Source organism: Photobacterium indicum, assembly GCF_003026215.1.
Classification (GTDB): domain Bacteria; phylum Pseudomonadota; class Gammaproteobacteria; order Enterobacterales; family Vibrionaceae; genus Photobacterium; species Photobacterium indicum.
Genome location: NZ_PYOC01000005.1, coordinates 197916 through 221852, shown reverse-complemented (window position 1 = coordinate 221852; position 23937 = coordinate 197916). Strand labels below are relative to the sequence as shown.

General features: G+C 40.8%; 25 protein-coding genes and 3 tRNA genes. 22 read left to right on the top strand and 6 right to left on the bottom strand.

What is annotated here, in order from left to right:
• Positions 1-138 precede the first annotated feature (138 nt).
• The 3 genes from rarD (at position 139) to C9J47_RS15570 (ending at position 2045) form a co-directional block, all read left to right on the top strand.
• A complete protein-coding gene (gene rarD, locus C9J47_RS15580) occupies positions 139-1041 on the top strand; it encodes an EamA family transporter RarD (RefSeq protein ID WP_107254330.1) in 903 nt (300 codons plus the stop codon).
• A gap of 24 nt (positions 1042-1065) precedes the next feature.
• On the top strand, positions 1066-1416 hold the full coding sequence (locus C9J47_RS15575) for a nucleotide pyrophosphohydrolase (RefSeq protein WP_107254329.1): 351 nt from the start codon (positions 1066-1068) through the stop codon (positions 1414-1416).
• 329 nt (positions 1417-1745) lie between these two features.
• Positions 1746-2045 (top strand): hypothetical protein, encoded by a 300-nt coding sequence (locus C9J47_RS15570; protein ID WP_107254328.1) that lies wholly within the window; start codon positions 1746-1748, stop codon positions 2043-2045.
• A 58-nt stretch (positions 2046-2103) separates the two neighbouring features.
• Here C9J47_RS15570 and C9J47_RS15565 read toward each other — a convergent pair whose 3' ends face one another.
• Positions 2104-2433: a hypothetical protein gene (locus C9J47_RS15565; RefSeq protein ID WP_107254327.1), complete on the bottom strand. Its 330-nt coding sequence runs from the start codon at positions 2431-2433 to the stop codon at positions 2104-2106.
• Positions 2434-2449: 16 nt separating this feature from the next.
• Entirely contained in the window at positions 2450-2770 is a 321-nt protein-coding gene (locus C9J47_RS15560) for a hypothetical protein (RefSeq protein WP_107254326.1), read from the bottom strand.
• A 322-nt stretch (positions 2771-3092) separates the two neighbouring features.
• Between C9J47_RS15560 and C9J47_RS15555 the strand changes: the two genes are divergently transcribed.
• From C9J47_RS15555 to C9J47_RS15485, 15 genes are all read left to right on the top strand, one after another.
• The gene (locus C9J47_RS15555; protein ID WP_107254325.1) at positions 3093-4181 is read left to right on the top strand and encodes a permease; all 1089 of its coding nucleotides are present in this window, start codon (positions 3093-3095) and stop codon (positions 4179-4181) included.
• Between the two features lie 284 nt (positions 4182-4465).
• Positions 4466-5254, top strand: a complete 789-nt coding sequence (locus tag C9J47_RS15550) for a RecX family transcriptional regulator (protein WP_107254324.1) — start codon at positions 4466-4468, stop codon at positions 5252-5254.
• A gap of 157 nt (positions 5255-5411) precedes the next feature.
• Positions 5412-5502, top strand: a tRNA-Ser gene (locus tag C9J47_RS15545).
• A 45-nt stretch (positions 5503-5547) separates the two neighbouring features.
• Positions 5548-5623: transfer RNA gene (locus tag C9J47_RS15540), tRNA-Thr, on the top strand.
• A gap of 8 nt (positions 5624-5631) precedes the next feature.
• Positions 5632-5706, top strand: a tRNA-Gly gene (locus C9J47_RS15535).
• Positions 5707-6001: 295 nt separating this feature from the next.
• Positions 6002-7594, top strand: a complete 1593-nt coding sequence (locus tag C9J47_RS15530) for a cytochrome ubiquinol oxidase subunit I (RefSeq protein WP_107254323.1) — start codon at positions 6002-6004, stop codon at positions 7592-7594.
• Positions 7594-8730 carry a cytochrome d ubiquinol oxidase subunit II gene (gene cydB, locus C9J47_RS15525; RefSeq protein WP_107254322.1) on the top strand — a complete coding sequence of 379 codons (1137 nt, stop codon included), beginning with the start codon at positions 7594-7596 and terminating at the stop codon, positions 8728-8730. Before C9J47_RS15530 ends, cydB begins: the two co-directional genes overlap by 1 nt.
• A gap of 13 nt (positions 8731-8743) precedes the next feature.
• Entirely contained in the window at positions 8744-8854 is a 111-nt protein-coding gene (cydX, locus tag C9J47_RS15520; RefSeq protein WP_107254321.1) for a cytochrome bd-I oxidase subunit CydX, read from the top strand.
• Positions 8802-9140 (top strand): cyd operon YbgE family protein, encoded by a 339-nt coding sequence (locus C9J47_RS15515; RefSeq protein WP_107254320.1) that lies wholly within the window; start codon positions 8802-8804, stop codon positions 9138-9140. The genes cydX and C9J47_RS15515 overlap by 53 nt, the downstream gene beginning before the upstream one ends.
• Positions 9141-9425: 285 nt before the next feature.
• Positions 9426-10382, top strand: coding sequence for an MBL fold metallo-hydrolase (locus tag C9J47_RS15510; RefSeq protein ID WP_107254319.1), 957 nt, complete (start codon positions 9426-9428; stop codon positions 10380-10382).
• Positions 10372-10680 (top strand): hypothetical protein, encoded by a 309-nt coding sequence (locus C9J47_RS15505; protein ID WP_107254318.1) that lies wholly within the window; start codon positions 10372-10374, stop codon positions 10678-10680. Before C9J47_RS15510 ends, C9J47_RS15505 begins: the two co-directional genes overlap by 11 nt.
• Positions 10668-11510, top strand: a complete 843-nt coding sequence (locus C9J47_RS15500) for an MbnB/TglH/ChrH family RiPP precursor modification enzyme (RefSeq protein WP_107254317.1) — start codon at positions 10668-10670, stop codon at positions 11508-11510. Before C9J47_RS15505 ends, C9J47_RS15500 begins: the two co-directional genes overlap by 13 nt.
• 6 nt (positions 11511-11516) lie before the next feature.
• The gene (locus C9J47_RS15495) at positions 11517-12302 is read left to right on the top strand and encodes an HvfC/BufC family peptide modification chaperone (RefSeq protein WP_107254316.1); all 786 of its coding nucleotides are present in this window, start codon (positions 11517-11519) and stop codon (positions 12300-12302) included.
• Positions 12299-12883, top strand: a complete 585-nt coding sequence (locus tag C9J47_RS15490) for an HvfX family Cu-binding RiPP maturation protein (RefSeq protein ID WP_107254315.1) — start codon at positions 12299-12301, stop codon at positions 12881-12883. The genes C9J47_RS15495 and C9J47_RS15490 overlap by 4 nt, the downstream gene beginning before the upstream one ends.
• Positions 12884-13151: 268 nt before the next feature.
• Entirely contained in the window at positions 13152-15062 is a 1911-nt protein-coding gene (locus tag C9J47_RS15485) for a PhoX family protein (RefSeq protein ID WP_107254424.1), read from the top strand.
• Between the two features lie 410 nt (positions 15063-15472).
• On the opposite strand, the gene C9J47_RS15480 is transcribed toward C9J47_RS15485, so the two are convergent.
• Positions 15473-15847, bottom strand: a complete 375-nt coding sequence (locus C9J47_RS15480) for a hypothetical protein (RefSeq protein ID WP_107254314.1) — start codon at positions 15845-15847, stop codon at positions 15473-15475.
• A gap of 200 nt (positions 15848-16047) precedes the next feature.
• Positions 16048-17379 carry a ferredoxin reductase family protein gene (locus C9J47_RS15475; RefSeq protein WP_107254313.1) on the bottom strand — a complete coding sequence of 444 codons (1332 nt, stop codon included), beginning with the start codon at positions 17377-17379 and terminating at the stop codon, positions 16048-16050.
• Positions 17380-17969: 590 nt separating this feature from the next.
• Here C9J47_RS15475 and C9J47_RS15470 point away from each other — a divergent pair.
• Positions 17970-18740 carry an isochorismatase family protein gene (locus C9J47_RS15470; protein WP_107254423.1) on the top strand — a complete coding sequence of 257 codons (771 nt, stop codon included), beginning with the start codon at positions 17970-17972 and terminating at the stop codon, positions 18738-18740.
• Positions 18741-19100: 360 nt separating this feature from the next.
• Here the strand turns inward: C9J47_RS15470 and C9J47_RS15465 are convergent, their stop codons facing one another.
• A complete protein-coding gene (locus C9J47_RS15465) occupies positions 19101-19466 on the bottom strand; it encodes a TraR/DksA family transcriptional regulator (RefSeq protein ID WP_107254312.1) in 366 nt (121 codons plus the stop codon).
• Between the two features lie 781 nt (positions 19467-20247).
• Here C9J47_RS15465 and C9J47_RS27135 point away from each other — a divergent pair.
• From C9J47_RS27135 to C9J47_RS15455, 3 genes are all read left to right on the top strand, one after another.
• A complete protein-coding gene (locus C9J47_RS27135; RefSeq protein WP_170107520.1) occupies positions 20248-20418 on the top strand; it encodes a hypothetical protein in 171 nt (56 codons plus the stop codon).
• Positions 20415-20654, top strand: a complete 240-nt coding sequence (locus tag C9J47_RS15460; RefSeq protein WP_107254311.1) for a hypothetical protein — start codon at positions 20415-20417, stop codon at positions 20652-20654. Before C9J47_RS27135 ends, C9J47_RS15460 begins: the two co-directional genes overlap by 4 nt.
• A 302-nt stretch (positions 20655-20956) precedes the next feature.
• A complete protein-coding gene (locus tag C9J47_RS15455; protein ID WP_107254310.1) occupies positions 20957-22948 on the top strand; it encodes an alkyl/aryl-sulfatase in 1992 nt (663 codons plus the stop codon).
• Positions 22949-23054: 106 nt separating this feature from the next.
• On the opposite strand, the gene C9J47_RS15450 is transcribed toward C9J47_RS15455, so the two are convergent.
• Positions 23055-23699, bottom strand: a complete 645-nt coding sequence (locus C9J47_RS15450; protein ID WP_107254309.1) for a TetR/AcrR family transcriptional regulator — start codon at positions 23697-23699, stop codon at positions 23055-23057.
• Between the last annotated feature and the right edge of the window lie 238 nt (positions 23700-23937).

The window sequence follows — 23937 nt, the reverse complement described above, 5'->3', positions numbered from 1 at the left end:
ATTAAAATACCACTCCCCCACGAATACGCATACAAACTCACATAAAAAGCTTTTCGCCTACATCATAAAGTGACAGAATAGCGGAAATTTCAGGATATCCCCTATCCCTTACTACTTCTTTTATCGTTAGGTTTCGTTATGCAATCACATCGCGCAGGAAATGTCTTAGCCGCTTTTTCATTTGTGCTCTGGGGTATTTTGCCTCTTTATTATCATTTCTTACCACAAGCTAACACCAATGAACTTTTAGCATTAAGAATCATATTTTCGGTACCGGTTATGCTTCTTATCATCATGATTTTACGACAACCATTGCCGTCGTATAGTGCAATTATCAACGATAAACGCTCTTTGGTGTTCACCGTTATAGCCAGTGTAATTATGTGTATATCATGGTACGCCTTTACGTGGGCGTTAACTCATGGGCAGGTGCTTGCCGCAAGTCTTGGTTTTTTTATTAATCCGTTATTTGCTATCGCATTTGGTGTGTTCTTTTTAAAAGAGCGTTTATCTAATGCACAAATTGCAGCCGTTGTTTTGGGTATTGCAGGCATCAGCTATCAAGTATGGAGCTACGGTGAACTGCCTTGGATTGCGCTGATCATGGGTAGCTTTTTTGCCTTATATGGATTAAGTAAAAAATTCATTAAATATAACGCACTAACCTCTGTCACAATTGAATCAGTAATTCTTGCCCCTTTTGCTATCGCCTTTATGTTATGGCAATACTTACAAGGTAACAGTGTTGCATTATCATCAGATATACAAACACTACTGCTTTATATTGGCTCTGCACCTGTGACATTAGCGCCACTGATTTTCTTTGCACTTGCTATCAACCGTACCAGTTTAACCATGGTCGGTTTAATGCAATATATTGAACCTAGCCTGCAATTTTTACTCGCAGTCTTCTTGTTCGGTGAAATATTTGATGAAGTGAAACTAATAAGTTTTGGCTTTATCTGGCTCGGGCTATTGTTATGTACAATTGAAGCGCTAACCCGTGGATTTAAAAATAAACATCGATTACGTGCGCAGTAATTATGTCAATTGGAAGGATAAATAATGTCGAATGAAATAAAGCAATTACAGCGCACCCTGACAGAATTTGCACAAGAGCGTGATTGGGAGCAATTTCATACACCCAAAAACCTTGTGATGGCACTCAATGGTGAGATTGGCGAGTTAACTGAAATATTCCAATGGTTAACACCAGAACAAAGTCTGTCATTACCAGAAAACAAACAAGAACACTTAGAAGAAGAGTTAGCCGATGTAATGATGTACTTATTAAGGCTGGCCGATAAATGTGAGGTAGACATTATTGATGCTTGTCATAAAAAGCTAATCAAAAACAAGGCCAAATACCCTGCAGATAAATGCTTTGGTTCTGCTAAAAAGTACAATGAGCTCTAACTGAGAATTAAGCACCATCTGTATTAGTGCAGTTAAAAATAACCTCGTCCCTGTTATTTTAACTGCACCATTACCACTTGTTGAGCTACCAGTTATCTTTCTCGAGTGTGGTGCTCATACCTGCTCTCAGCTACAGAGACACTGCGATCTCTGAGTATTCACTGACTATTACTATATAGCAACAGTGTTTTACTTTTTAGCTATATTGTTCACTTATTGGTAATTGTTAAACTCTCCCATCGTAAATAACCAAAACAAATAACAACGGTATTGGTTAAATAAATAGTCTTTTAAAGACACCCTAAATTTTACACGGTGGTATTGTAAGAATGAAAAAATCAGCAACAATAGTAAGTGCTTTAATACTCACATCTGCAGCTATATTAACCTTTTGGCCACAAACTAATACGGTAGCCAAAAGTTTAAACAATGAAAAAGTGTCTAGCTATACCGATTTTCAGCAACAAATGGCTAATGACGGGTGTAAGGTGCTAATCGAACATAACATGAATGCACAGGGCTACCCTATGTTTGCAGAATATCGATGCGGAGATACTATGTTCAAGAGTTGGAGCTCGACAAGGGAATCAGGAGAACACTCATACTCAATTGATGTATCTCTTGATTGAGTTGTATCTTAAATCGATGGTAATCAGTGACAAGATAAACCTAACTTACCTATAAAAACTAAAATAAACTATATTGAGGTCGTAATTTTGGAGAAATATCATTAATTAATTCAACATTATCATAGTGATTAACCCAAGCCATATTACTCCGAGGGAATTCGACTTTTAGTGCCTTTTTAATCACTTTTTTAACATCAGCAATATCACCTATAGTAACTTGTTCTATATAGCCAAACTGCATTATTTCAAATGTATTATCCGTACTTTTAGCTACCCGAAAGCCACGATCTTTTTTAAACGTCAACACTTCAAATACATCACCCAATTGCATTGTTTTCATAAAACGTTCACATGAAGAGTTAACTTGACCAATATGTAACTTTGACATGTCTACCTCATTACTTTTAATCAAGAAGAGCCGTTTTAGCTAATAACTTACAAAACTGTGCTTTGACTAATACTTCACTGATGAAGATCACCGTAATGGTCTGTTTAGCAACAGTAAAAGCCACTCGGCATGCCATACTTCCATCAACCACCACTTTATATTCCAATACTCGTTGCTGTTGATATTTCGCATGGTTTACAGGTTTAATCTTACCGTTGTATTGATTTAATAAATTGGGTAAACGTTCACGAACGTCGCAAAGAATCTCAGTTTGAGAGCTAGCGTACTGATAAAAAAACTTACGTAAGTGACGATTATCATCAATACAAACATTCATTTATCACCTAATTCAAAAATACCTTAACACTATATTCATCACATACTACGCCCACTGAAATTAATATGAGATACAAACAGACTTAACTAGTGATTCACTTTTACTTAATTAGATCCCCAAGTCACCTCAAGATGCTCGTTTCAACGGGGGGTGTTCACATCAATGCACTTACTATTATTTGCCATCAACACAAATAAAATCAAACAAATCATAATGATATGATTCATTTCTATTTTTATCGAAATATATAATTGACAACGAATCACCCAAGACTTATTATTTCGATACTTCCAGAAACAATGAATCAATTTAAGGCAATATTATGAGTCCTGAAATTATCGGTATGGCAAAAGAAGCCGCTAACATGTTTGCGTTTCTTGCCACGGAATTAGTTATTTTATTCTTGGTTGTTAGTTATCTTGTTGGTATTTTGCAAGAGTTTCTAACGCCTGCAAAAATTCAATCCATTTTAAGCTCTCGTAACGGTAAAGGTTACTTCATTGCTGCATTACTCGGCGCAATTACACCGTTCTGTTCATGCTCCACCATTCCTTTTTTAAAAGGTTTATTACGAGCACGTGCAGGTTTTGGCCCGATGATGGTGTTCTTATTTTCGAGCCCACTTTTAAATCCTATTATTATTGGCTTATTCGTGGTCACGTTTGGGGTTAAAGTTGCAATATTTTACTTCCTAACAGCGATGATCGTGTCGGTAACATCGGGAATTGTGCTTGAAAAACTGGGTTTCGAGCGATATGTAAAGCCTGAAGCATACGAAGCGGCTGATTCAGCCTCTTCATGTGGCACAACGTGCGGTGATTCAAAGCCAAAAGTTGAAAAGGCATCTTGCTGCGGCACTCAAAAAGAAACAGTTACGGAAACACCGGTAATGGCGGCATGTGGTGTGGGTGAACCCGCACTGGCGACAGCAACCTGTGGATCAACCACTGAATCTGCAACGTCATCATCATGTGGTTCAGCAAAAGAGACTAAAGTAGAAAACCGTTGGATCCGAATCTGGAATGCAACATGGAAAGACTTTAAGCAAGTATTACCGTACTTATTACTTGGTATCTTGTTAGGTTCATTCATTTACGGTTTTATTCCAACAGACTTAATCGCGCACTATGCGGGTGAAGGCAATTGGTATGCTATTCCTATTGCTGCTGTTATTGGTATCCCACTGTATATTCGAGCAGAAGCGGTTATTCCACTTAGTTCTGCTTTAGTGGCAAAAGGGATGGCGATGGGATCAGTAATGGCATTGATAATTGGTAGTGCTGGTGCGAGTTTAACTGAAGTTATTTTACTTAAATCTATCTTCAAAAATCAAATGATTGCAGCGTTTTTAACCGTAATCATAACGATGGCAATTGGCGCAGGTTACCTATATACCTACATTTTTGCTTAATCGCGATTTATAACAGAGAACCAAATTAATTATGTCACTACAGTGCACTTAACCGCTGCTTGCACTGTTTAATATTAGAATAAAAATCGGGTCACTCTTTAGTGACCCTTTTTTTGTTATATGCTGCCACCGCTATGTTTCCCATGAAAGCGATTAACATTCACTCTTGCAAAATCACAACCAACCAGACATTGTGACACCCAGTAAAAGTGTTGATGAAACAACACGAACTCAACGTTATCAACGCAGCCGCAAAAAATAACGACTAACGGTTTGGGATAAATATGTCTTCAGAATATAAATCTACGAAAAAAGCAGGACCAAAGCCTGCTCAAAAAGTTGAACAAGTATATGAATATGCGGTTTGGTGGTTAAACCAGCGTGGTTATTCGGTATCAAAACTAAAAGAAAAGCTCACCCGAAAGACAGATAACCCTGAATGGATCGCTAGTGTTATAGAAAAATTATTAGACCAAGGTTATTTATCAGACCAAAGATTTGCAGAGACATTTGTACAGTCGCGCTGTCGAAGTTATGGCCCTAAAGTCTTAACTCAAAAACTGAAATTACAGGGTGTGAGTACAACTGACATAGAGCACGCACTCTGTACTATTGATGACTCAGATACTGACGAATTAATTTCTCGGGTGATGACTAAGTACACGGGTAAAAAAAGTATTCGCGATATTACTATGCGACTCAAAAGCGAAGGAATCGACGATACCCGCATTCAATCTGTATTGAATGCCAACATCGACACAGAGCATGAATCTCAGCTAGCAACACGTATCATTAATAAACACGCAAAAAAAATGGGCCGCAGCGGATTATTGCAAAAACTTCGAAGTGAAGGGATAAGCCAAGACACCATTGACGAACTCTTCAGCGAAGAATCAGAAGATGATGTTGTAGAAGATGACCAACACAAGGCATTAGAGCAGTTAAATAAGAAATACAAAACGCGTTTGACTGATTTTGCAGAGAAAAAGAAGGCTACGGCTTTTCTTGTCCGTAAAGGTTTTAGCTTTTCTGAAGCAAACTATGCCATTGAACACCACCTAGAAGACATTTAAACACGAAGACAAAACATAATTAATGTACGCTTTTCATCCGCATCGCTATAAAAATACCGATTAATATCTATATTAGATTCAATCGCTTATATATTAGCCAGTTAGAAAGATAGCGCTTTACATCGTGTTCGGTATTCATTATTATTCTTCGCACTCAGGAGAGATGGCTGAGTGGTCGAAAGCACCGGTCTTGAAAACCGGCAAGGGTTTATAGCCCTTCTAGGGTTCAAATCCCTATCTCTCCGCCATATTGGTATTTAGGCGCAAGCGTGAATACAAACAGAATAAATTGTGCCGACTTAGCTCAGTAGGTAGAGCAACTGACTTGTAATCAGTAGGTCACCAGTTCGACTCCGGTAGTCGGCACCACTTATTTTGCGTGCATCGTATAATGGCTATTACCTCAGCCTTCCAAGCTGATGATGCGGGTTCGATTCCCGCTGCACGCTCCAAACAACAACGAAGCCGCTCATTGAGCGGCTTTTTTGCGTCTATAAAAAAGCAATTTGTGCTATTTCCCCCCAATAAATGAAATCCGATTCAGCAGGCGGATACTAAACGCTCATCTTAAGCAGCATACCTCACACCGATGTTAAGTATTATTTAAATGGTAATTTCATTTGTTTGAATATTCTTAACGTTCACGCAACGTTAACATCCTCCCGCTCAATTTAACTCTCAGCTCATAGAGTTAAACCCACAATAATAATGCAATATTCCGTCAATCAGCCTGACGGGGAGGAAATCATGCTTACTGAAGTAGCTGAACTATCACGATTACAGTTTGCGACAACCGCACTGTTTCACTTTTTATTCGTACCTTTAACCATAGGGTTAGTATGCCTGCTGGCAGTAATGGAATCACTGTATGTAATAACCAATCAACAAATCTATAAAGACATGACCAAGTTTTGGGGAAAGTTGTTTGGTATTAACTTTGCCATCGGTGTTGCAACCGGTTTAACAATGGAGTTTCAATTTGGCACTAACTGGGCTTATTATTCCCACTACGTAGGTGATATTTTTGGCGCCCCACTCGCCATTGAAGCACTCATGGCTTTCTTTTTAGAATCAACCTTAGTGGGTCTATTCTTCTTTGGCTGGGATCGCTTATCTAAACGCCAACATTTAGCGGTTACTTGGTTAACAGCTTTAGGTTCAAACTTCTCAGGGCTGTGGATTTTAATGGCCAACGGCTGGATGCAAAACCCTGTCGGTGCTGAATTCAACTTTGAAACCATGCGTATGGAAATGGTGGATTTCGCAGAAGTTGTTTTCAACCCTGTCACTCAAGTGAAGTTCTTACATACTATTTCTGCCGGGTATACCACTGGTGCCATCTTTGTTATGGGGATCAGTGCTTACTACCTTCTAAAAGGACGAGATGTTGTTTTCGCTCGTCGATCATTCGCTGTAGCTTCAGCATTTGGATTAACCGCAATTCTTGCCACCCTAATGCTAGGTGATGAATCTGGTTATGAGCTAGGGGATGTACAGCAAACTAAGCTAGCTGCAATTGAAGCAGAGTGGCATACCGAAGAAGCGCCGGCATCATTCACTTTATTTGGTTTTCCGAATCAAGAAACTATGGAAACAGATTTCGCCATTAAAATCCCTTATGTGATGGGGATTATCGCAACCCGCTCGTTAGACGAAGAGGTTAGCGGAATTAATGATCTGATGAAGCAGAGTGAAGTGCGAATTCGTAACGGAATGGTAGCCTATGGGCTGCTTAAGAAATTACGAGATGGTGAAAAAACGCCTGAAAACTTGGCGGCATTTGACGCAGTGAAAAAAGATTTAGGCTACGGGCTACTATTGAAAACGTACACCGACAATGTCGTCGATGCCACAGAAGCACAAATCCAGCAAGCCACCAAAGACACCATTCCCGAAGTAGCACCTATCTTTTGGAGCTTCCGTATCATGGTTGCCTGTGGTGTGATTATGATGTTCCTCTTTATCATGGCGCTTTGGTATAGCTGCCGTCGCACACTCACCCAGAAACGATGGTTGTTACGTTTATCACTTTATTCAATGCCCCTACCATGGATTGCCTGTGAGGCAGGTTGGGTTGTTGCTGAATTTGGTCGTCAGCCTTGGGCTGTTGGTGAAATTCTACCCGTTAACATGGCTGCATCACAGCTTGAACCAAGTCAGATTATATTCTCAATGGGTATGGTTTACGCCTTATATACCCTCTTCTTCATTCTTGAGTCATTCCTAATGTTACGCTTCGCGCGTAAAGGGCCAAGTGCAATAAAAACAGGTCGTTATCATTTTGAAAAAATAGCTAACGCACCACAACAGAAGTACTCAACCAATAAGGAACAGCCATAATGATCGACTATGAAACACTTCGATTGATAGCATGGGCTGTAATCGGGCTTCTGCTGATTGGGTTTGCCATTACAGATGGCCTTGATATGGGGGTTACAGCTCTTTTACCTATCATAGGAAAAACAGAGAATGACCGCCGTATAATGATTAATTCAGTGGCTCCCCACTGGGACGGTAACCAGGTTTGGTTGGTCACTGCGGGTGGCGCACTATTTGCGGTTTGGCCATTAGCATACGCCGTGTCTTTTTCAGGCTTTTACGCAGCAATGCTTTTAGCCCTAGCCGCATTGTGGTTGCGCCCATTAGGGTTTGACTACCGCTCAAAAATAGATAAACCACAATGGCGTAATACGTGTGATATCGCCTTGTGTTTAGGCGGTATATTACCCACTGTAATTTTTGGTGTTGCTTTCGGGAACTTGTTACAAGGGATTCCTTTCGAACTGGATGAATTTCTTATCACATCATACAAGGGTAGTTTCTTTGAGCTACTCAATCCATTTGCACTGTTATGCGGCTTGATTAGCCTCAGTATGATACTGACCCAAGGTACAACATGGTTGCAAATGAAAACGACCGAAACTCTACACCAGCGTGTATGTACCTTCAGTCAAGTTTTAGCACTGGTAACAAGTATCTTATTTATGCTGGCTGGGATATGGGCATACAACTTAAATGGTTATGTCATCAACAGTACTATCGTAACCGATGCTGCTTCTAACCCTCTTAATAAGAGCGTCAGTGTTGTCGCGCATGGTCTGTTCAGAAACTTCCAACAATACCACGTGCTATGGGCTATTCCTGCGATTGCTGCTATAGCTCCGGTATTAACGGCATTATCAGCAAGATCCAAACGAGATGGTACTGCTTTCTTGATGTCTAGCCTTACGGTTACCTGCATTATTCTAACGGCAGGGATCACGCTATTTCCGTTCATCATTCCATCAAGCCTAGAACCATCGCATAGCCTGACGGTTTGGGATTCGACCTCTAGCGAGAAAACACTTGGTATTGTCATCGCCATCTCACTGGTTATGGTGCCTATTATTCTCGGGTATACCTTGTGGTGTTACCGCAAAATGTTCGGTCGATTGGATACTCAATACATCGAAAACAACAAAACAAGTTTGTACTAAGGAGATATTAACGATGTGGTATTTAGTTTGGATACTGGGTGTTTGCGTTGCTTGTTCATTTGGCATCATCAATGCCATTCGATTGGCTCATAAAGAGCAATCTTGGCTCGATACTAATGAGTGAATGGTCGCAATTTAATCGCGTCCTTCAACAACGATGGTGTCGCATGTTATCACTTTGCCTAGCATCCATCTGCATTGGCAATGTTATGTGGAATCCAACTTACTTAGTTTCACATATTGATGGCTTCAGCAACCTAACAGCCATAACACTGCTGTGGGCAAGTTGTGGCGGCGTTGTTCATGGTGTCGGATATCGCCCACGTTCAGTACTAGGACAAGTATTTGTTTTTGTTCCCGTAATATGGTTCTTTTTTGCCAATATGCTCATTCGTTTTAACTGGGGTTAATACGCAATAAGTTAATGTGAACATTAATAATACGTTAATAAAACTCGCCTCTACAGGGCGAGTTTTTTATTTTTAACACCTTATTCACACCAACAAAGCCATGTCCTATCATGCCTCACAGCCAGCATTAAACAAATCTTAACAGTGTATTAATAACAATCAAATATATTTAACTATCGTTATCTTTTAATGTAGCCGCACGTTTTGACCCAAATCAATAAAACTGCATTTATTGTTTCGTGATTCAGTCAAAACCTCACTCTTGTTATAGAAAGGTAATGCGCTATGAAATACCGACTGAAAACATTATTACTTGCGACTGGTCTGTCAGTCGCTTCAAGTATGTCTTACGCCATTCCATTAAAACCTCTTGATACTGATTTCACATTACAGTTACTCGGTTCGGGCGGTCCTATTTCCGATGATGCACGTGCATCGTCTGGCGAAGTTATTTGGTGGAAAGGAAAATCAAAAATATTAATCGATGCAGGTGCTGGCGTATTTCTACGTTTTGGTCAGTCAGGCTCTCGTATGGAGCAACTCGATTTTCTAGGCGTAACCCATTTTCATACCGACCATGTCACTGACCTGCCCGCTTTACTAAAAGGTGGCTACTTCTTTAACCGTACATCAACGTTGGCAATTGCAGGACCAACGGGGCACCAACCCTTCCCAAGTTTAACCGCTTACATGGATGCTTTGTTCAACCATGATAAAGGGGCATATGCCTACCTTAATGGTATTTACGATGGTAGCGACGGACTGTTCCCTGTCTCGCTACAAGATGTTGATTATCAAAAAGTCGCGTCTACCAAAGTATACGAAGATGACGGCCTAACCATTTATGCCAAAGGCATTCCACACGGTAATGTACCAACTGTCGCCTACCGCGTTGAGTCTGACAAAGGGGTTATGGTGATTTCTGCAGATCAAAACGGTCGTGATAAAAGCTTCATCGATTTTGCCAAAGGGGCCGATATTTTAGTGATGCCAATGGCTATCGATGAAGATGCCGATGAAATCTCTAGCTTCATGCACGCCACCCCGTCAGCGGTAGGGAAAATCGCTCAAGCAGTAAATCCAAAAATGTTGGTGTTGAGCCACTGGATGGGTAAAGGGCTTGTCCTAAAAGATGAATCAATCGATATCATCAAAAAATACTACAACGGCCCAGTCTACGCAGGTCGCGATCTTTCAAGCTATCCAATGAGTGCCATTAAGGAGCAAAACAATGAACAATAAAATAGTACTTTCAATCGCAATGACATCAGTATTGGCACTAGGCAGTGGCGTCGTACAGGCGGCGACACAAGATACGCCGCCAGTGGCAAAAGAGGCCAGTAGTAACAATGGCGGAAAATGTGCTAGTGGCAAGTGCGGCACTGAAAAAATCTTTGCCAAAATTGAGCTAAATACCGATCCGCAAGACAAGCTTATACGTGCGCGAGACGGTAAATGTGGTCAATCAGGCCAAGGCATAAACGCACCAGCAACAGTCGCGCAACCAGGAAAATGTGCAGGTGGGCTATGCGGACAATAAGCCCAGCAAGCAAAGGGATTGGCTTACGCAGTGAGCACATTGATGTGCTCTGTCAGCAGCCAGCACTCGAGGATATTAATTTCCTCGAGTTAGCACCAGAAAACTGGATGAACATGGGGGGAACCAAACGGGAAGCATTAGAATGTGTTGCTGATAAATACCCTTTAGTGGCACACGGGCTGAGTTTATCCATTGGTGATGTACAGCCGCTAAATATTGAATTCGTAAAGCAAGTTGGTAAGTTTTTAGACCGCTACAACATCGATATCTATAGCGAGCACCTAAGCTTTTCTCGTGACCAGCAAGGCTATCTTTACGAATTATTACCGATACCAAGGCACAAAGAGAATATTGCGTTTTTATCAGATCGGATCAATGCCGTACAAGATATATTGCAACGCCCATTGGTACTTGAAAATATTTCGTATTATCACGAGTACCAAGGTGATATTCCTGAATCTGAGTTCTTTTCACTCTTGGTAGAAAACACACAATGTGAGTTATTACTCGATATCAATAACGCTTATGTCAACGCCACCAATCATGGCTATGACGCTTTAGCAATGATTAAGAGTTTACCGTCCGATGCTATCCGCTATTTCCATATTGCGGGGCATTTAAAAGAAGATGATAACTTTTTACTCGATACCCATGGTAAAGATGTTTCTCACGATGTGATTCAATATGCCAAAGACGTATTTGATTATCACGGTGCACGACCTTTGTTATTAGAGCGCGATCACTTCGTGCCTTCTCTCGAATGTATGACCGAAGAATTACATCATATTCATGACTGTGTGATGGCATCAACCCCCATCGTACATAGGTAGGCTTATATGCAGCGTCCACCCAAAAATATGCAGGATCTAACTCAAGCCTTTGCTAATGGTGTGCGTCATACCAGCATAGAGCAAGCGCGCAGTATCACGCGATACCATGAATTTGTAAGAGACAATGTACGCAGTGTGATTACACATACGTTTCCGATGTTCAGTCAACAACTGCCAAAGCAAACCATTGAACATTGGGTTAATACATTTCTATTACAAAGCCAGGCTATAGAGCCCGAGTTCCATCATATCGCCACCGAGTTTGTTCGATTTTTACAAACACACAGCAACGCATTGCCAGCAAAGGTTGTCAGTGTTTTGGAATATGAATGGGTACTTTTCAACGCAGAAATCAATCCAGAGATCGTCACATTACCGGTAAAACACCAGCCGGAGACTGTCACTTTTGAATCGTTATCTCGTTGTACTTTGCAGTTAAATCCAACGCTGCAACTGATCGAAGTACCTTTTCATGTTGAAAACAATGCAATCCAGTTTATTGATGAAAACGAACCGTCACAAGCTTATGCCGTTTACCGTAACACTAGGCATCAAGTGTTATCACAACCGCTGGGTATGCGCGACCGGATAGTGCTTGATCCTTTGTGCCAGCGCGGTGCTATCACCTTTGAAGCCTTAGCTGACGCCGTTAGTACATATATGCCAGCTCGCGACGTAAGCGCTTGGGTTCAGCATTTTAATCATACAAACCTTATATGGATCGACAAAGTCTCAAACGTAGATTCAGACTTTGCAACTTCCAACCAATGTTTATCAGGAGATCTCTCATGATCCACACAATTGTCTCTTTTTTCGACAACATCTTCGAAAAATGTAAACGCCTCGACTTTCTAGCTCTACTGGCAGTTCGCCTATTCTTGCTACCCGTTATCTATGAAGGTGCTCACTCAAAAGTGATGGGATTCAGTGGCACAGTAGCATTCTTTGCTTCGCCACAAGCAGAGGGGGGGTTAAACCTACCCTTTCCTGAACTATTTGCATTCCTTGCGACTGCAACAGAAGTGCTAGGGCTTATCTGTATTGCACTGGGGCTGTTTACTCGTTTAATTTCGATCCCAATGATGGTGGTGATGAGTGTCGCGAGTGCCATGGTGCACTGGAGCCACGGCTGGTTATCCATAGCGTCAAATGACATGGAATCTGCAATACGTTTTAAGGGCTTCATTACATGGTTAGCTGAAAACTTTCCAGGACGATATAACTACATCACAGAACTAGGTGACCCTGTAATACTGAATAATGGGATGGAATTCTCTATCACTTACTTTGTAATGCTACTGGTCTTATTCTTCTTCGGTGGTGGTCGATATGTGAGTGCTGACTATTGGTTACGAAAAATCATCAAGAAATAACAAAGGTTAACCGTCTAACTTACCTTAAATAAGTTAACGATTTTACAAAGCCAGCTAATTTTTATCTCTTTCTCATGAAAAGAATATAAATCTAGCTGGCTTTTTAATTACATATAAACATCATAAATTAATATTAAAAATAAAGAGATACACAAAATTACACTTCACAATATCGTAACAAAACAGTAAAGCAGCCGTCATAAAACAAGTGTCAAATGTGCGCATAACAATACTTATACGACACAGGATGAAGTCAATGACAACCCGAATGAGCCCATTTGAACGCCGTGAAAACGATATTGAACCACGAAATGAAGCATCACAATTAACGACAATGATTGATGCCAGCATGTCACGTCGTCGTTTTATGGGTGCAGCATCTGTTATGACTGCGGGTGCATTTATGGCGGGAATGCCAGTTTCTACATTAGCAAGTAATGTGCAAGCAAACAGTAAACTAATGGGCTTTAATGCTGTACCAGTAAGCACTGATGATACCGTTGTTGTGCCTGATGGCTACAATGCTAAAGTACTTATTCGCTGGGGAGACGGGTTGTTCCCTACTGCACCTCAATTCGACCCAACAGGTAATGCACCGTCATCGCACCAAGAAGTGCAATTTGGTGATAACACCGATGGTATGACTTTCTTCCCTCTTTCAGATGATCATGGTGTATTTGCGGTAAACAATGAGTACTGCAACAACGAGTACTTATTCTCGCACCAGGGCAACAAAATGACTGCAGATGATGTGAAAAAATCACAAGCAGCTCATGGCATCTCGATTTTCGAAGTAAAACGCACTGACGATAACAACTGGGAACTGGTTATAGATTCAAAATATAACCGCCGTATTACCGCCAATACTGAAATGGAAATCACCGGCCTTGTTGCAGGGCATCCAGACGTCAAAACTGCAGCAGACAAAGCGGGTAAAAAAGCATTAGGCACGTTCGGCAACTGTGCAAATGGCTTTACCCCTTGGGGTACTTACCTAACGTGTGAAGAAAACTTTAATGGTTACTTTGGCTCAAAGAATGCGGTTAAGGTAAACAAAGAACAAAAACGTTACGGTGTAAATGAAGAAGACTCAGGCTATCACTGGTTCCAGCATGATGATCGTTTTGATATAGCGAAAAATCCGAATGAAGCGAACCGTCATGGCTGGGTTGTAGAAATCGACCCGATGGATCCTACGTCAACGCCAATGAAGCGCACAGCGATGGGTCGTTTTAAGCACGAAAATGTCGCCATTGTTGTCAACAAAGACGGTCATATCGTTGCTTATATGGGTGATGATGAGCGTGGTGAACATTTATACCGCTTTGTTTCTAAAAACAAATATATTGAAGGTAACGATGTAGAAAATCGTAAACTGCTTGAAGAAGGCACTATTTACGTCGCAAAATTCAGTACAGAGGAAGGTAAAATTGGAGGTACAGGCCAATGGATCGCTCTTACACACGGTAAGAATGGTTTAACGAAAGAGAATGGCTTTCCAAACCAAGAATACATCCACTTATATACGCGTCTAGCAGCAACGCAGGTTGGCGCAACAACAATGGACCGCCCTGAATGGATCGCCGTTCATCCCAATCAAGAATACGTATTCTGTACTCTTACCAATAACAAAAATCGCGGTGTTAAAGAAGGACAGCCTGTTGGTGGCCCTAACCCTCGCGCAGCTAATAGCTACGGTCAAATCTTACGCTGGCGTCAAGTAAACGATGATCATGCCCACCCTTCATTTGCATGGGATCTGTATGTAATAGCAGGAAACCCTGAAGTACATCAAGGCACCTTGTATGCGGGCAGCGTGAACATTAATAACGAGAATATGTTCAACAGCCCAGACGGTTTAGGCTTTGATGCGACTGGCCGTTTATGGATTCAAACTGACGGTAAATATTCAAACAAGGGTGATTATGCAGGTATGGGTAATAACTCCATGTTTTGTGGTGACCCTAAAACCGGTGAAATTCGCCGCTTTATGACAGGCCCCATCGCATGTGAAGTAACGGGTCTTACGTTCAGCCCTGATTACAAAACAATGTTTATCGGTATTCAGCACCCAGGTGAAGAACTAGAACCTTCACATTGGCCAGATGGCGGTAACAGCACACCCCGTTCATCTATTGTGATGATCACTAAGAAAGACGGAAGCGTAATTGGCAGCTAATCGTTAGCTGCCATTCATTGTAATGCAGTCTAAAACGTCCAGTGACTCAATGCTATTGGATGTCTGTTCAAGTCATATATAAAAAGGCCGAAGCGGTTGGTAATCACTTCAGCCTTTTGCATTTCTGAATCCTGTGTAGCATATATGTAGCAAACTATAGTCCTACTTTGAAGTCTTATTAAGCCCAAACAATATGATAGGTTCAAGCCAATACACTTTACCGTCGTTTTATGATAGCTTGAGTTGATTACCCCACCACCAAAAAGCAATACCTGCCCCCTTGAATTGTGCTTAACTAAAAACAGCAGAAACGGAAAATGCGTTAGCAAACTCTACTCTGCTAACGCCTTAAATAGAATGTTATATATGATGAACATGTTTAAGTTTAATGATTACGTTTGTTTTGACTCTTAATCAATGTCGCAATCAGTACAACTTTGTAGTGCGATTTCGTGTTCGAAGACTGCTGCATCGTTACCTTCTGCCAGTAGCTCTGCTATTTCATCTGCTACTTCTTGCTCATCTTCCGCTTCAACTTGATTCGCTAGTTCTTCTTCTGAGTAACCGTAGAAATTCAGCAATAAGTAATCACGCGCTTCATCTTTAGTACAAGTTACGTTCACCGAAAGATCTGGCTCAACGTTGCCTTGCGCGATAATCGCAGCCACTTGCGCTAGAACATCATCCTTCATCGCAGCCGTTAACCAACCAAGATCAGTGCTTACTGTGGTTTTTTTACAGTTAAAACAAGGAAGTTGATGAAAGTAATATTGAAAATCAGTCATAGATAATTTCTTCTTTGATTGTTGTATAGCAAGATTATGCGCGTTTTCTAGCAAAATACTATCTCGATAGACATTGAAGAGTGGATTACTGGGGATGGAATGAACTCAGGTATAGCAAAGTTGCTTAACTCGATGTTCAGTTTTGATAGAGCAGATCATATTTAAAAAGAGGAGCTAATTTTACAGCTCCTCCATTTCTTTTAGCGCATCACAAATAACTCTTCATGATAACTCTGTTCAATATTAAACTGGTATACACCTAGCTCTTTTTTCAGCGTTTTTGAGAACACGCTTGGCCCGCAAAAGTAGAACTCATAATCATTTAAATCACCGCATTGGCTCGCGATTCGCTCTGTATTTAATCGAGGTGAATGCATGGTATCTATCACGCTCAATCTCACTCCTGCTTGATGTGCAAGAGACCACAACTCATCAACCAAATTGTCATCAACACCACGACTACAATAAAACAAATCCACTCGAGGATGGCTCGCTTCTCCTTTGAGCGCTTCTAATGCAGCAAAAAACGAAGCGATACCAACACCACCAGCAATCCAAATTTGTGGTTTGCTAAGGTCGAATTCAAGGCGACCATATGGCCCTTCCACTGTTACCGCATCACCAATTTTCACTCGCTCGTATAACCCAGCGGTAAAATCACCCAACTCTTTGATCAAGAAACGTAATTCTGAGTCTTCACTGCCCGAGACAATGGTAAATGGATGCGGTTCTTCATCACCAAAACGTAAGTACGCAAACTGCCCTGCTTTATGCCCTCGCCAAGAAGCATTCGGCTTTAACACCAATTCCATTGTCTCAGCTTGTGGGAAGTAACGAGTTAACGCAACAACAGCAGAATGGCGGTTACGACGTCCCACTAAACCGAACAAACTGTAGAGCGCAGCAATGGATCCGACAAAAGCAAATGCCAAAGTCAGGTAGTAAATGGGTTCCCCCCAATAAGCACGTTTGAGAAGTAATACAGAGTGAACAACAATAAGTAAATACGCGATCGACATAAGGCGGTGTGACAATTTGAACGGTTTATATTTCACCGCTGCCCACAGCGACACCACGAGCAATACGAATAGCAAATAGAAACCCCATTCCCCGATACTCTGAGCAAACTCGCGTAACCCATTGACCCACATCTCCCAACCAGACAAGTTTCCTGCTGGCCCAGAACCGTCATGGTGGGCAGGTCTCGCCAATACGCCTGACATAACCAACCATTTGGGGATTTGGTACCACAACCAGTGTGCGACACCTAGCGCGACCCCACCGATACCAAGCCATTTGTGCACGCGATAAGCTTTATCCATACCGTTGAGCCAGTGCTCAACCACGGGTAGACGCATCGCTAATATCATGGTGATGGACATTAACATCAGAGACAAAATACCTGAGTATTGAATCATGGCGGAGCGCCATTCAAATATGTTGTTTGAAGTGAAGAATTGCGGTTCCATCGCAAACCAAAAGGCTGACATTGTGGCAATCATTGCCCAAATAATATTGCGGGCTGTTTTCATTATTTCATGCTCATATTAGACGACAACCTTACTTTAACTCTCCTGATGTAAAGCGACGTCAATATGCGTATATCTATGCAAAGATTCACAGTTGCCACTTTTATACGGGCTAACACGAAAAGGAGCAAAAATAAGTTAGCTGATAATGGCAACCCTGTTTTTCCCTCATATATATAGAGGGAATCTAGATTTTGTTGTCGCCAACCTTCCAACGTCGAAAACACTTCGTTATTAAGGGGGACGATTCGCTCTTCTTTCGATTTAGCATTTCTAGCACGAACCGTTAAGTATCGACCTGAAAAGAAATGTCAGCCCAAGCAAAGTTCAACAGCTCACCTCGCGTAACTCAGTATTCATCGCAATCAACACCAACGGTTCAAGGTAATCAGAAAACGCCACATCATCTAAACTTAGTGAAGCTTCATTATGCCGTTTAATAAAATATCCAGCCTTACTGGAACAGGGTTAGTGTCTTGACAAAATACCCTTTATACCTATCTTTATTTTACTTGTGTTTAAACGTAAACGATAACATTGCAAGTATATAGTTACCCAAGTGTCACTTAAAGTTGGAGTTGAATGTTATGAATATGAAAAATCTCATTATTTTAATATCTTCATGTACCGCACTATTTTTTTCCGGAGTAGCAGCCCACGCTGCTGACGGGGCGAAGAAAGGCGGAGACGGGCTTCCTGACCCTGGTGTGGTTTTTGTCAAAGGCCAAACAGCTATCGTCATTACAGATCCACAAATTGACTTTCTATCTCCCGATGGTGTGGCGTGGGCGTTAGTAGGGAAAAGCGTTACTAAGAATGGCACAGTTGAAAACATTGAGAAACTAATGAAAATTGCGGGCGAGAAAGACATACTTCTTGTGATCTCTCCTCACTTTTACGCTCCGCAAGATTTGACCTTTAAGCATGGTGGTGCACTAGAGCATGCGATGCACGGAATAAAGATGTTTGAAAGTGATGAGCGCCTTGATCAAGCAGGCTTTAAACCCAGCACGGGTCCAGACTTTATGCCGCAATACAAAAAATACATCAATAACGGAAAAACTGCAGTGGCGAACCCTCATAAAGTGTATGGCCCAGACACGAACGACACTGTCCTTCAGCTACGTAAACGCAACGTGAGTAAAATAATTCTGGCTGGGATGTCTGCAAATCTCTGTACAGAATCCCATTTAAGAGAATTTATGGAGCAAGGCTTTGAGGTATTAGTTGTGAAAGATGCAACAGCGGCTGCACAGTTGCCTGGTATGGATGGTTATGCAGCGGCAATGACCAATGTTCGTATGATCGCGAACGGTGTTAGAACCACAGAAGAAGTATTGGTACAGATAAACAAAGAGCTGTAACGCAACGCTATTATCATAATGCCACTTGTTTAAGAGCCAGTGGCATTATGCGTTCAGAGGGGCATATATACCCAAGTTACCTCAAGATGCTCGTTTCAGCGAGAATTGGTTGGGCTCTAGGCAAGGCACTTATTTATAGACCTAGTCATTCTACGTTGAAAATAAGTAACACCGCATAGAGCCCAACAAAACTCGCCCTTCGGGAGTGATTCAGCGTATCTACTTCTGTGTCAAATGTGTTTTAAAGGGAATGCCATTCCTGCACACATTTTCCTTGAATTAAATACGCTGAGATCACTCTGAATCCTGCATCTTGAGGTCGCTTGGGTATAATTAATGTGACTGATAGTCAGCGGTATATCACGTACTAATATCCTCAATACAAGTGCTTGTCCACGGTACTATCAGAAGTCTCTCAATGGGAATGGACTCTCCCGTTACCGTACTGACTCCGTAACGTCCATTTTTCAACATCACAAATGCTCTAGCTATCTGCTGTAGGAGTTCTTGGTTCTTATCGAATAGGATTGCTGCGCGTAGACTCTCATCTTTCAACCTCGCCGCATCCGCAAAATCTAAGATTGAGCAGTCCTGCTTTTGGGTAATAAGGCGCTGCAATTCTTCATTCTGTTGGGTGAGGCTATTTTGTTTTTGTGTGAGGGTGTTTACTAGTTGAGAAAGCTGTTCATCAGACAACTCTGAATCTGGATGTGCGTGATACTCCATATTCCACTCCATCGTAAAATCAAGAAAAACGCTAACCCATGTAGTTGGCCTGAAGGTACTGGATAATATCACGTGATTCTGGCATCCAGATATCTTCAGTAGCGGGTGGAATACTCTACGTCTGCATCCATTCAGCTTCTCCTATAGTCATTCTAATTTCCTTGCAATAGAGTATTCCAATAAATCATAGTCCTATATCACTGATTTCACAGCCTTGTCTTAGTACAGCGTTTCAACATAAAAACACCAATGATCTAGACACTTATTCACAGAACTCCAAGTTAAGGAGCGCATGGCACCTGAAACACTATGCACCGTTCATGTAAGCGGGTGATAATCGCTTTGCCCGCTATCGCGACACCTTTTAGTGCCCTCATAAACTAGTTCTCACAATACTGGCTTGTTTTCACTGCACCCGTATCAGAATCAAACAATAGCTCATAATGAGGCTGGAAAGCCTGTTCTTCACGCTTACAAAGCATTCCACCCATTAATGACTTCAAACAACACAACTCAGTAACGGAGCAACCGCCATTTATCATCATAAAGGCGATGTTGTAGTGATGTGCAATATAAGCTGCGCTACCAACAAGTGGTCAAGCATATCCAACAAATTCTGAGCTGATTACACTAAATACATAAATATAATTAATGTATTTATCTATACAGGGCTATATTTAACAATTAGCCCAAACCCGTAAAATAAACAGCACAAACGTAACATTAGCCACTACCAATAGGCATTGCGATGTTAACTTATCTAGTTTTCAAGGAGATGATTATGTGGCGAGCAAACAATATTTTATGTCTTTACCAACCTGAATCCGATAACCGTAGCATGCTATTTCAAACAGCAATGTTAGCGATGAATAACCAAGCTAAACTCACCGTCGTATTTACCTGTGACGAATACCCTTTATCGCCCAATATGCTTGCTAAGGAGGCTACATGAAACACTTTGATAATAACTCCCTACTGGTCATTGTTATTACCTTTATATTATTTACATTAGCCCTGTTTACCACTGGTTTCACTCATGCTCTATTTTTAGAAGCTGGAGTATTTTTAGTCTCAGTAAAACTGATCATGATGGCCTACCATAGCAGTGTGAGAGCAGAGCATATGGAGAAGGAACTTAAAGAGATTAAAACCTTACTGGAGAAAGCCCAAAAAGACAATGTTAACTAATTGCGCTCACTTCCCTGCGACTATCAAGGTCAAAATTATGAGCCTCGTTTTAACGGAGCTTTTATCCACACATGTATCCAGATGCGAAACAGTGTGGGCATCATAGCCAACCTAAGCGCCCGTTGAATATATAACTTCAATACAGATTAATATCGACATGTATAATTTACAATTTGATAACATGATAATCCTGAGTCATCATTAAAATATATATTCAGTTTTGATGAATGAAACGTGAAAACATGATCTGCTAAATGACTAGCATTGGCGGCTTATCTTATACCTATTAAGGGTGATGATTCATGAAGAAAACTATTAATTTATTACCTATTGTGACTGGCATTACCTTGGCCGTAATCAATCCAAACATTGCTTTTGCAGAAGAAATTTTTACTTTTAAACCTGCAAGTGAGCATACCATTAAGGCGAATAAAGAAGCCGCTAAGCATCTGCCTTATAGTGATAGAAAAGCTTTTGAGGAACAAGAGCGTGGTTTAATTGCCGCTTTTGGTGATAATAAGGCTGGTCAAATCAGAGAGCCTTTCCATGATTTTTTAAAAGGTGTTGATGAGAAAGATCATCCCGATTCTGTAAACCCATCTATTTTTCGTCAAGCGAAAATGAACTATCAGGCACAAGGGCTTTATAAAGTTGTTGATGGGGTTTATCAGTTACGTGGTCATGAAATTTCTAATGTTACTTTTTTCCGTACAAAAACCGGATATGTGGTTAATGATCAAGGATTGCTTGATGAAACGATGCGTCTAGGCTGGGAATTTGCTAAGAAACATTTACCGAAACCACACACTATACATGCAGTTGTGTATTCACATGCCCACGGTGATCATTTCGGAGGGGTTAAGGGATTAAGTGAAGATTTCGCAAAAGACATTAAAATCATTGCTCCTGAAGGGTTTGTGGAAGCAGTTTCGGATGAGAATATGATTGCAGGCAATGCGATGTCTCGTCGTTCTGATTATCAATATGGTTCAAATCTTCCTAAAAATATCTACGGTCAAGTTGATAACGCCATAGGATTAACCCATGGCCATGAAGGTGGCATCACCTTAATCACACCAAATCTTGAGATTGTTGATAAAGTTGAAAGGCATACCATTGATGGCGTGGTTTTTGAGTTTACTAATGTACCTGAAGCAGAAGCCCCTGTAGAAATTATTACCTGGGTAGAGCAATACAAAACGTTATTTACAGGTGAATTAACCTTCCATGGTATGCATAACATTTATACTTTCCGTGGTGCCAAGACCCGCGATGCATTGCAATGGACTAAGTACTTAACAGAAATGAAATTAGCGTATGGCGATCGTATTGAAGCATTAACGTCGTCTCACTCTGCGCCGGTATGGGAAACTGATGAGATTAATGAGTACCTAACTTTTCAACGTGATAATTATGGTTTTATACATAATCAATCAATGCGTTTAGCGAACAACGGTACAACGATTAATGATATCGGCCGTAAAATTGAAGCTATGGTGCCAGATGCATTATTCAACAAGTGGTATACAAATGGTTATCACGGCTCGTATTCACATAATGCGCGCGCGGTTGTGAACTTATATTTAGGTTATTTCGATGCCAACCCTGTTAATGTTAATCCGCTGCTCACACAGGATAAATCATGTGTTTATGTTGAAATATCTGGTGCACAAGCGGTTTATAAAGCGGGCATGAAATTTTTTGAAAAAGGATTATATCAAGAATCATCACAGTTATTTAATGACTTAGTGCAATGTGAGCCGACTAACATCCAATACCGAGGTGCCTTAGCTGATAGTTTTGAGCAACAAGGTTATCAAGCAGAAACAATGGCGTGGCGTAATAGCTACCTGCAAGGTGCTAATGAACTGCGTACAAGTAAAACTAAGCCACCAATTGCTTTCAACTCCGCTGATGTTATTGCTGCAGCTCCAACTGAAGGTGTTTTAGATATGATGGCAGTTCGCTTTAATGCGCCGAAGGCGATTGAGGCAGGACTTAACTTATCATTTAATACCGTACATAAAGATGTGAAGGAATATTATTACACGGAAATTTCTAACGGTAATATGACAACGGTACAGACTAAAGAAGCGGTAAAAACGGCTGGTTCGACGTTATATATTACTAAAAAAGACCTTTCTAGTGTGTTAGTAGGTGAAATATCTCCAGATGAATTATTCAAATCTGGGAGAGCGAGTATCAAAGGGAATCAGAATTTATTGCAGGAAATCATTTCTAATTTAGACCATTTTGATTCGTCTTTTGAAATTTTGCCGTTACTAAAAAAATAACCTTATAAAAAAAGTAAGCGGACATTCCTTTTTAGGTGTTAATTGTAACCTAAAGGACTGTCCGTTTTTTATTATCAGCAGAACGATGCTTATAAATACCAGATACTTAATTTATGGCGCACCCGTGCAGGAACAACCGGATATTTTGCCTGTACAGTTTCTCACAATACTGAATGGTTTCTTCCTCTGAGCTGCCTTCCTTTTTTAACGGGTAGAAGAAAAAAGGCATCATCACTAAAGCATTAAAACTGTCTTTTAGCAAAATGACATCCAGCTCTGGTTCTATAAAGCCTTTTTGTTGCAAGGCAGAGAAAATCTTAATATGGAAATCATCGGTATATGACAAAATTGATTTATCAATATAACTTCTTCTCGGACCATCATTAAGTACCAGCGTTTTATAAATAATGCCTAACAGCTCAGGATATTCGACATCCAAATTAAAAATTGTCATGAAAAGATCTTCAATCGTATTTCTGTTTGATGAGGCTTTCTCAAGTTGATTCAGCTTTTGAAAAAAAGGTTTATAAATATCATCAAACACCGCTTTATAAAGCTGGCCTTTATTTCCAAAATAATAGCCAATTAACGCGACATCAACACCTGCCTCCTGTGCGATCTTCCGCGTTGTTACCTTACTGTATGAATGCTTCATAAACAGACTTCGGGCAACGTCAAGAATAGCTTGGTGGCTGCAAAACTGCTCTGCTTCTTGTTTAGGTCGCCCACGAGGTTTTACTGAATCTATCATAAACGTCTAATAATCTTCCGTAATCAAGACACTACTTTGATTAAACATTAACCAACAACCATAAACCTCTGCCTAGTTCAACTTTCTCATATTCTGTTATCTCTTCCTAAACAGCTTTTGATTTAAATCAATTTGGTCATTGATGAATTCATCAAATAAGCCTTTATGCGGAATAATAAAGTCCACAAAGTGAGAGCAGCGTCATGCCTATTTCATCGATAAATTCCCTAGAATGTAT

Bases quoted from the DNA above. Each gene is read 5' to 3' on its own strand.
- rarD (WP_107254330.1), top strand. From the start codon at position 139: ATGCAATCACATCGCGCAGGAAATGTCTTAGCCGCTTTTTCATTTGTG.
- C9J47_RS15575 (WP_107254329.1), top strand. From the start codon at position 1,066: ATGTCGAATGAAATAAAGCAATTACAGCGCACCCTGACAGAATTTGCA.
- C9J47_RS15570 (WP_107254328.1), top strand. From the start codon at position 1,746: ATGAAAAAATCAGCAACAATAGTAAGTGCTTTAATACTCACATCTGCA.
- C9J47_RS15565 (WP_107254327.1), bottom strand. From the start codon at position 2,433: ATGTCAAAGTTACATATTGGTCAAGTTAACTCTTCATGTGAACGTTTT.
- C9J47_RS15560 (WP_107254326.1), bottom strand. From the start codon at position 2,770: ATGAATGTTTGTATTGATGATAATCGTCACTTACGTAAGTTTTTTTAT.
- C9J47_RS15555 (WP_107254325.1), top strand. From the start codon at position 3,093: ATGAGTCCTGAAATTATCGGTATGGCAAAAGAAGCCGCTAACATGTTT.
- C9J47_RS15550 (WP_107254324.1), top strand. From the start codon at position 4,466: ATGTCTTCAGAATATAAATCTACGAAAAAAGCAGGACCAAAGCCTGCT.
- C9J47_RS15530 (WP_107254323.1), top strand. From the start codon at position 6,002: ATGCTTACTGAAGTAGCTGAACTATCACGATTACAGTTTGCGACAACC.
- cydB (WP_107254322.1), top strand. From the start codon at position 7,594: ATGATCGACTATGAAACACTTCGATTGATAGCATGGGCTGTAATCGGG.
- cydX (WP_107254321.1), top strand. From the start codon at position 8,744: ATGTGGTATTTAGTTTGGATACTGGGTGTTTGCGTTGCTTGTTCATTT.
- C9J47_RS15515 (WP_107254320.1), top strand. From the start codon at position 8,802: ATGCCATTCGATTGGCTCATAAAGAGCAATCTTGGCTCGATACTAATG.
- C9J47_RS15510 (WP_107254319.1), top strand. From the start codon at position 9,426: ATGAAATACCGACTGAAAACATTATTACTTGCGACTGGTCTGTCAGTC.
- C9J47_RS15505 (WP_107254318.1), top strand. From the start codon at position 10,372: ATGAACAATAAAATAGTACTTTCAATCGCAATGACATCAGTATTGGCA.
- C9J47_RS15500 (WP_107254317.1), top strand. From the start codon at position 10,668: ATGCGGACAATAAGCCCAGCAAGCAAAGGGATTGGCTTACGCAGTGAG.
- C9J47_RS15495 (WP_107254316.1), top strand. From the start codon at position 11,517: ATGCAGCGTCCACCCAAAAATATGCAGGATCTAACTCAAGCCTTTGCT.
- C9J47_RS15490 (WP_107254315.1), top strand. From the start codon at position 12,299: ATGATCCACACAATTGTCTCTTTTTTCGACAACATCTTCGAAAAATGT.
- C9J47_RS15485 (WP_107254424.1), top strand. From the start codon at position 13,152: ATGAGCCCATTTGAACGCCGTGAAAACGATATTGAACCACGAAATGAA.
- C9J47_RS15480 (WP_107254314.1), bottom strand. From the start codon at position 15,847: ATGACTGATTTTCAATATTACTTTCATCAACTTCCTTGTTTTAACTGT.
- C9J47_RS15475 (WP_107254313.1), bottom strand. From the start codon at position 17,379: ATGAAAACAGCCCGCAATATTATTTGGGCAATGATTGCCACAATGTCA.
- C9J47_RS15470 (WP_107254423.1), top strand. From the start codon at position 17,970: ATGAAAAATCTCATTATTTTAATATCTTCATGTACCGCACTATTTTTT.
- C9J47_RS15465 (WP_107254312.1), bottom strand. From the start codon at position 19,466: ATGGAGTATCACGCACATCCAGATTCAGAGTTGTCTGATGAACAGCTT.
- C9J47_RS27135 (WP_170107520.1), top strand. From the start codon at position 20,248: ATGTGGCGAGCAAACAATATTTTATGTCTTTACCAACCTGAATCCGAT.
- C9J47_RS15460 (WP_107254311.1), top strand. From the start codon at position 20,415: ATGAAACACTTTGATAATAACTCCCTACTGGTCATTGTTATTACCTTT.
- C9J47_RS15455 (WP_107254310.1), top strand. From the start codon at position 20,957: ATGAAGAAAACTATTAATTTATTACCTATTGTGACTGGCATTACCTTG.
- C9J47_RS15450 (WP_107254309.1), bottom strand. From the start codon at position 23,699: ATGATAGATTCAGTAAAACCTCGTGGGCGACCTAAACAAGAAGCAGAG.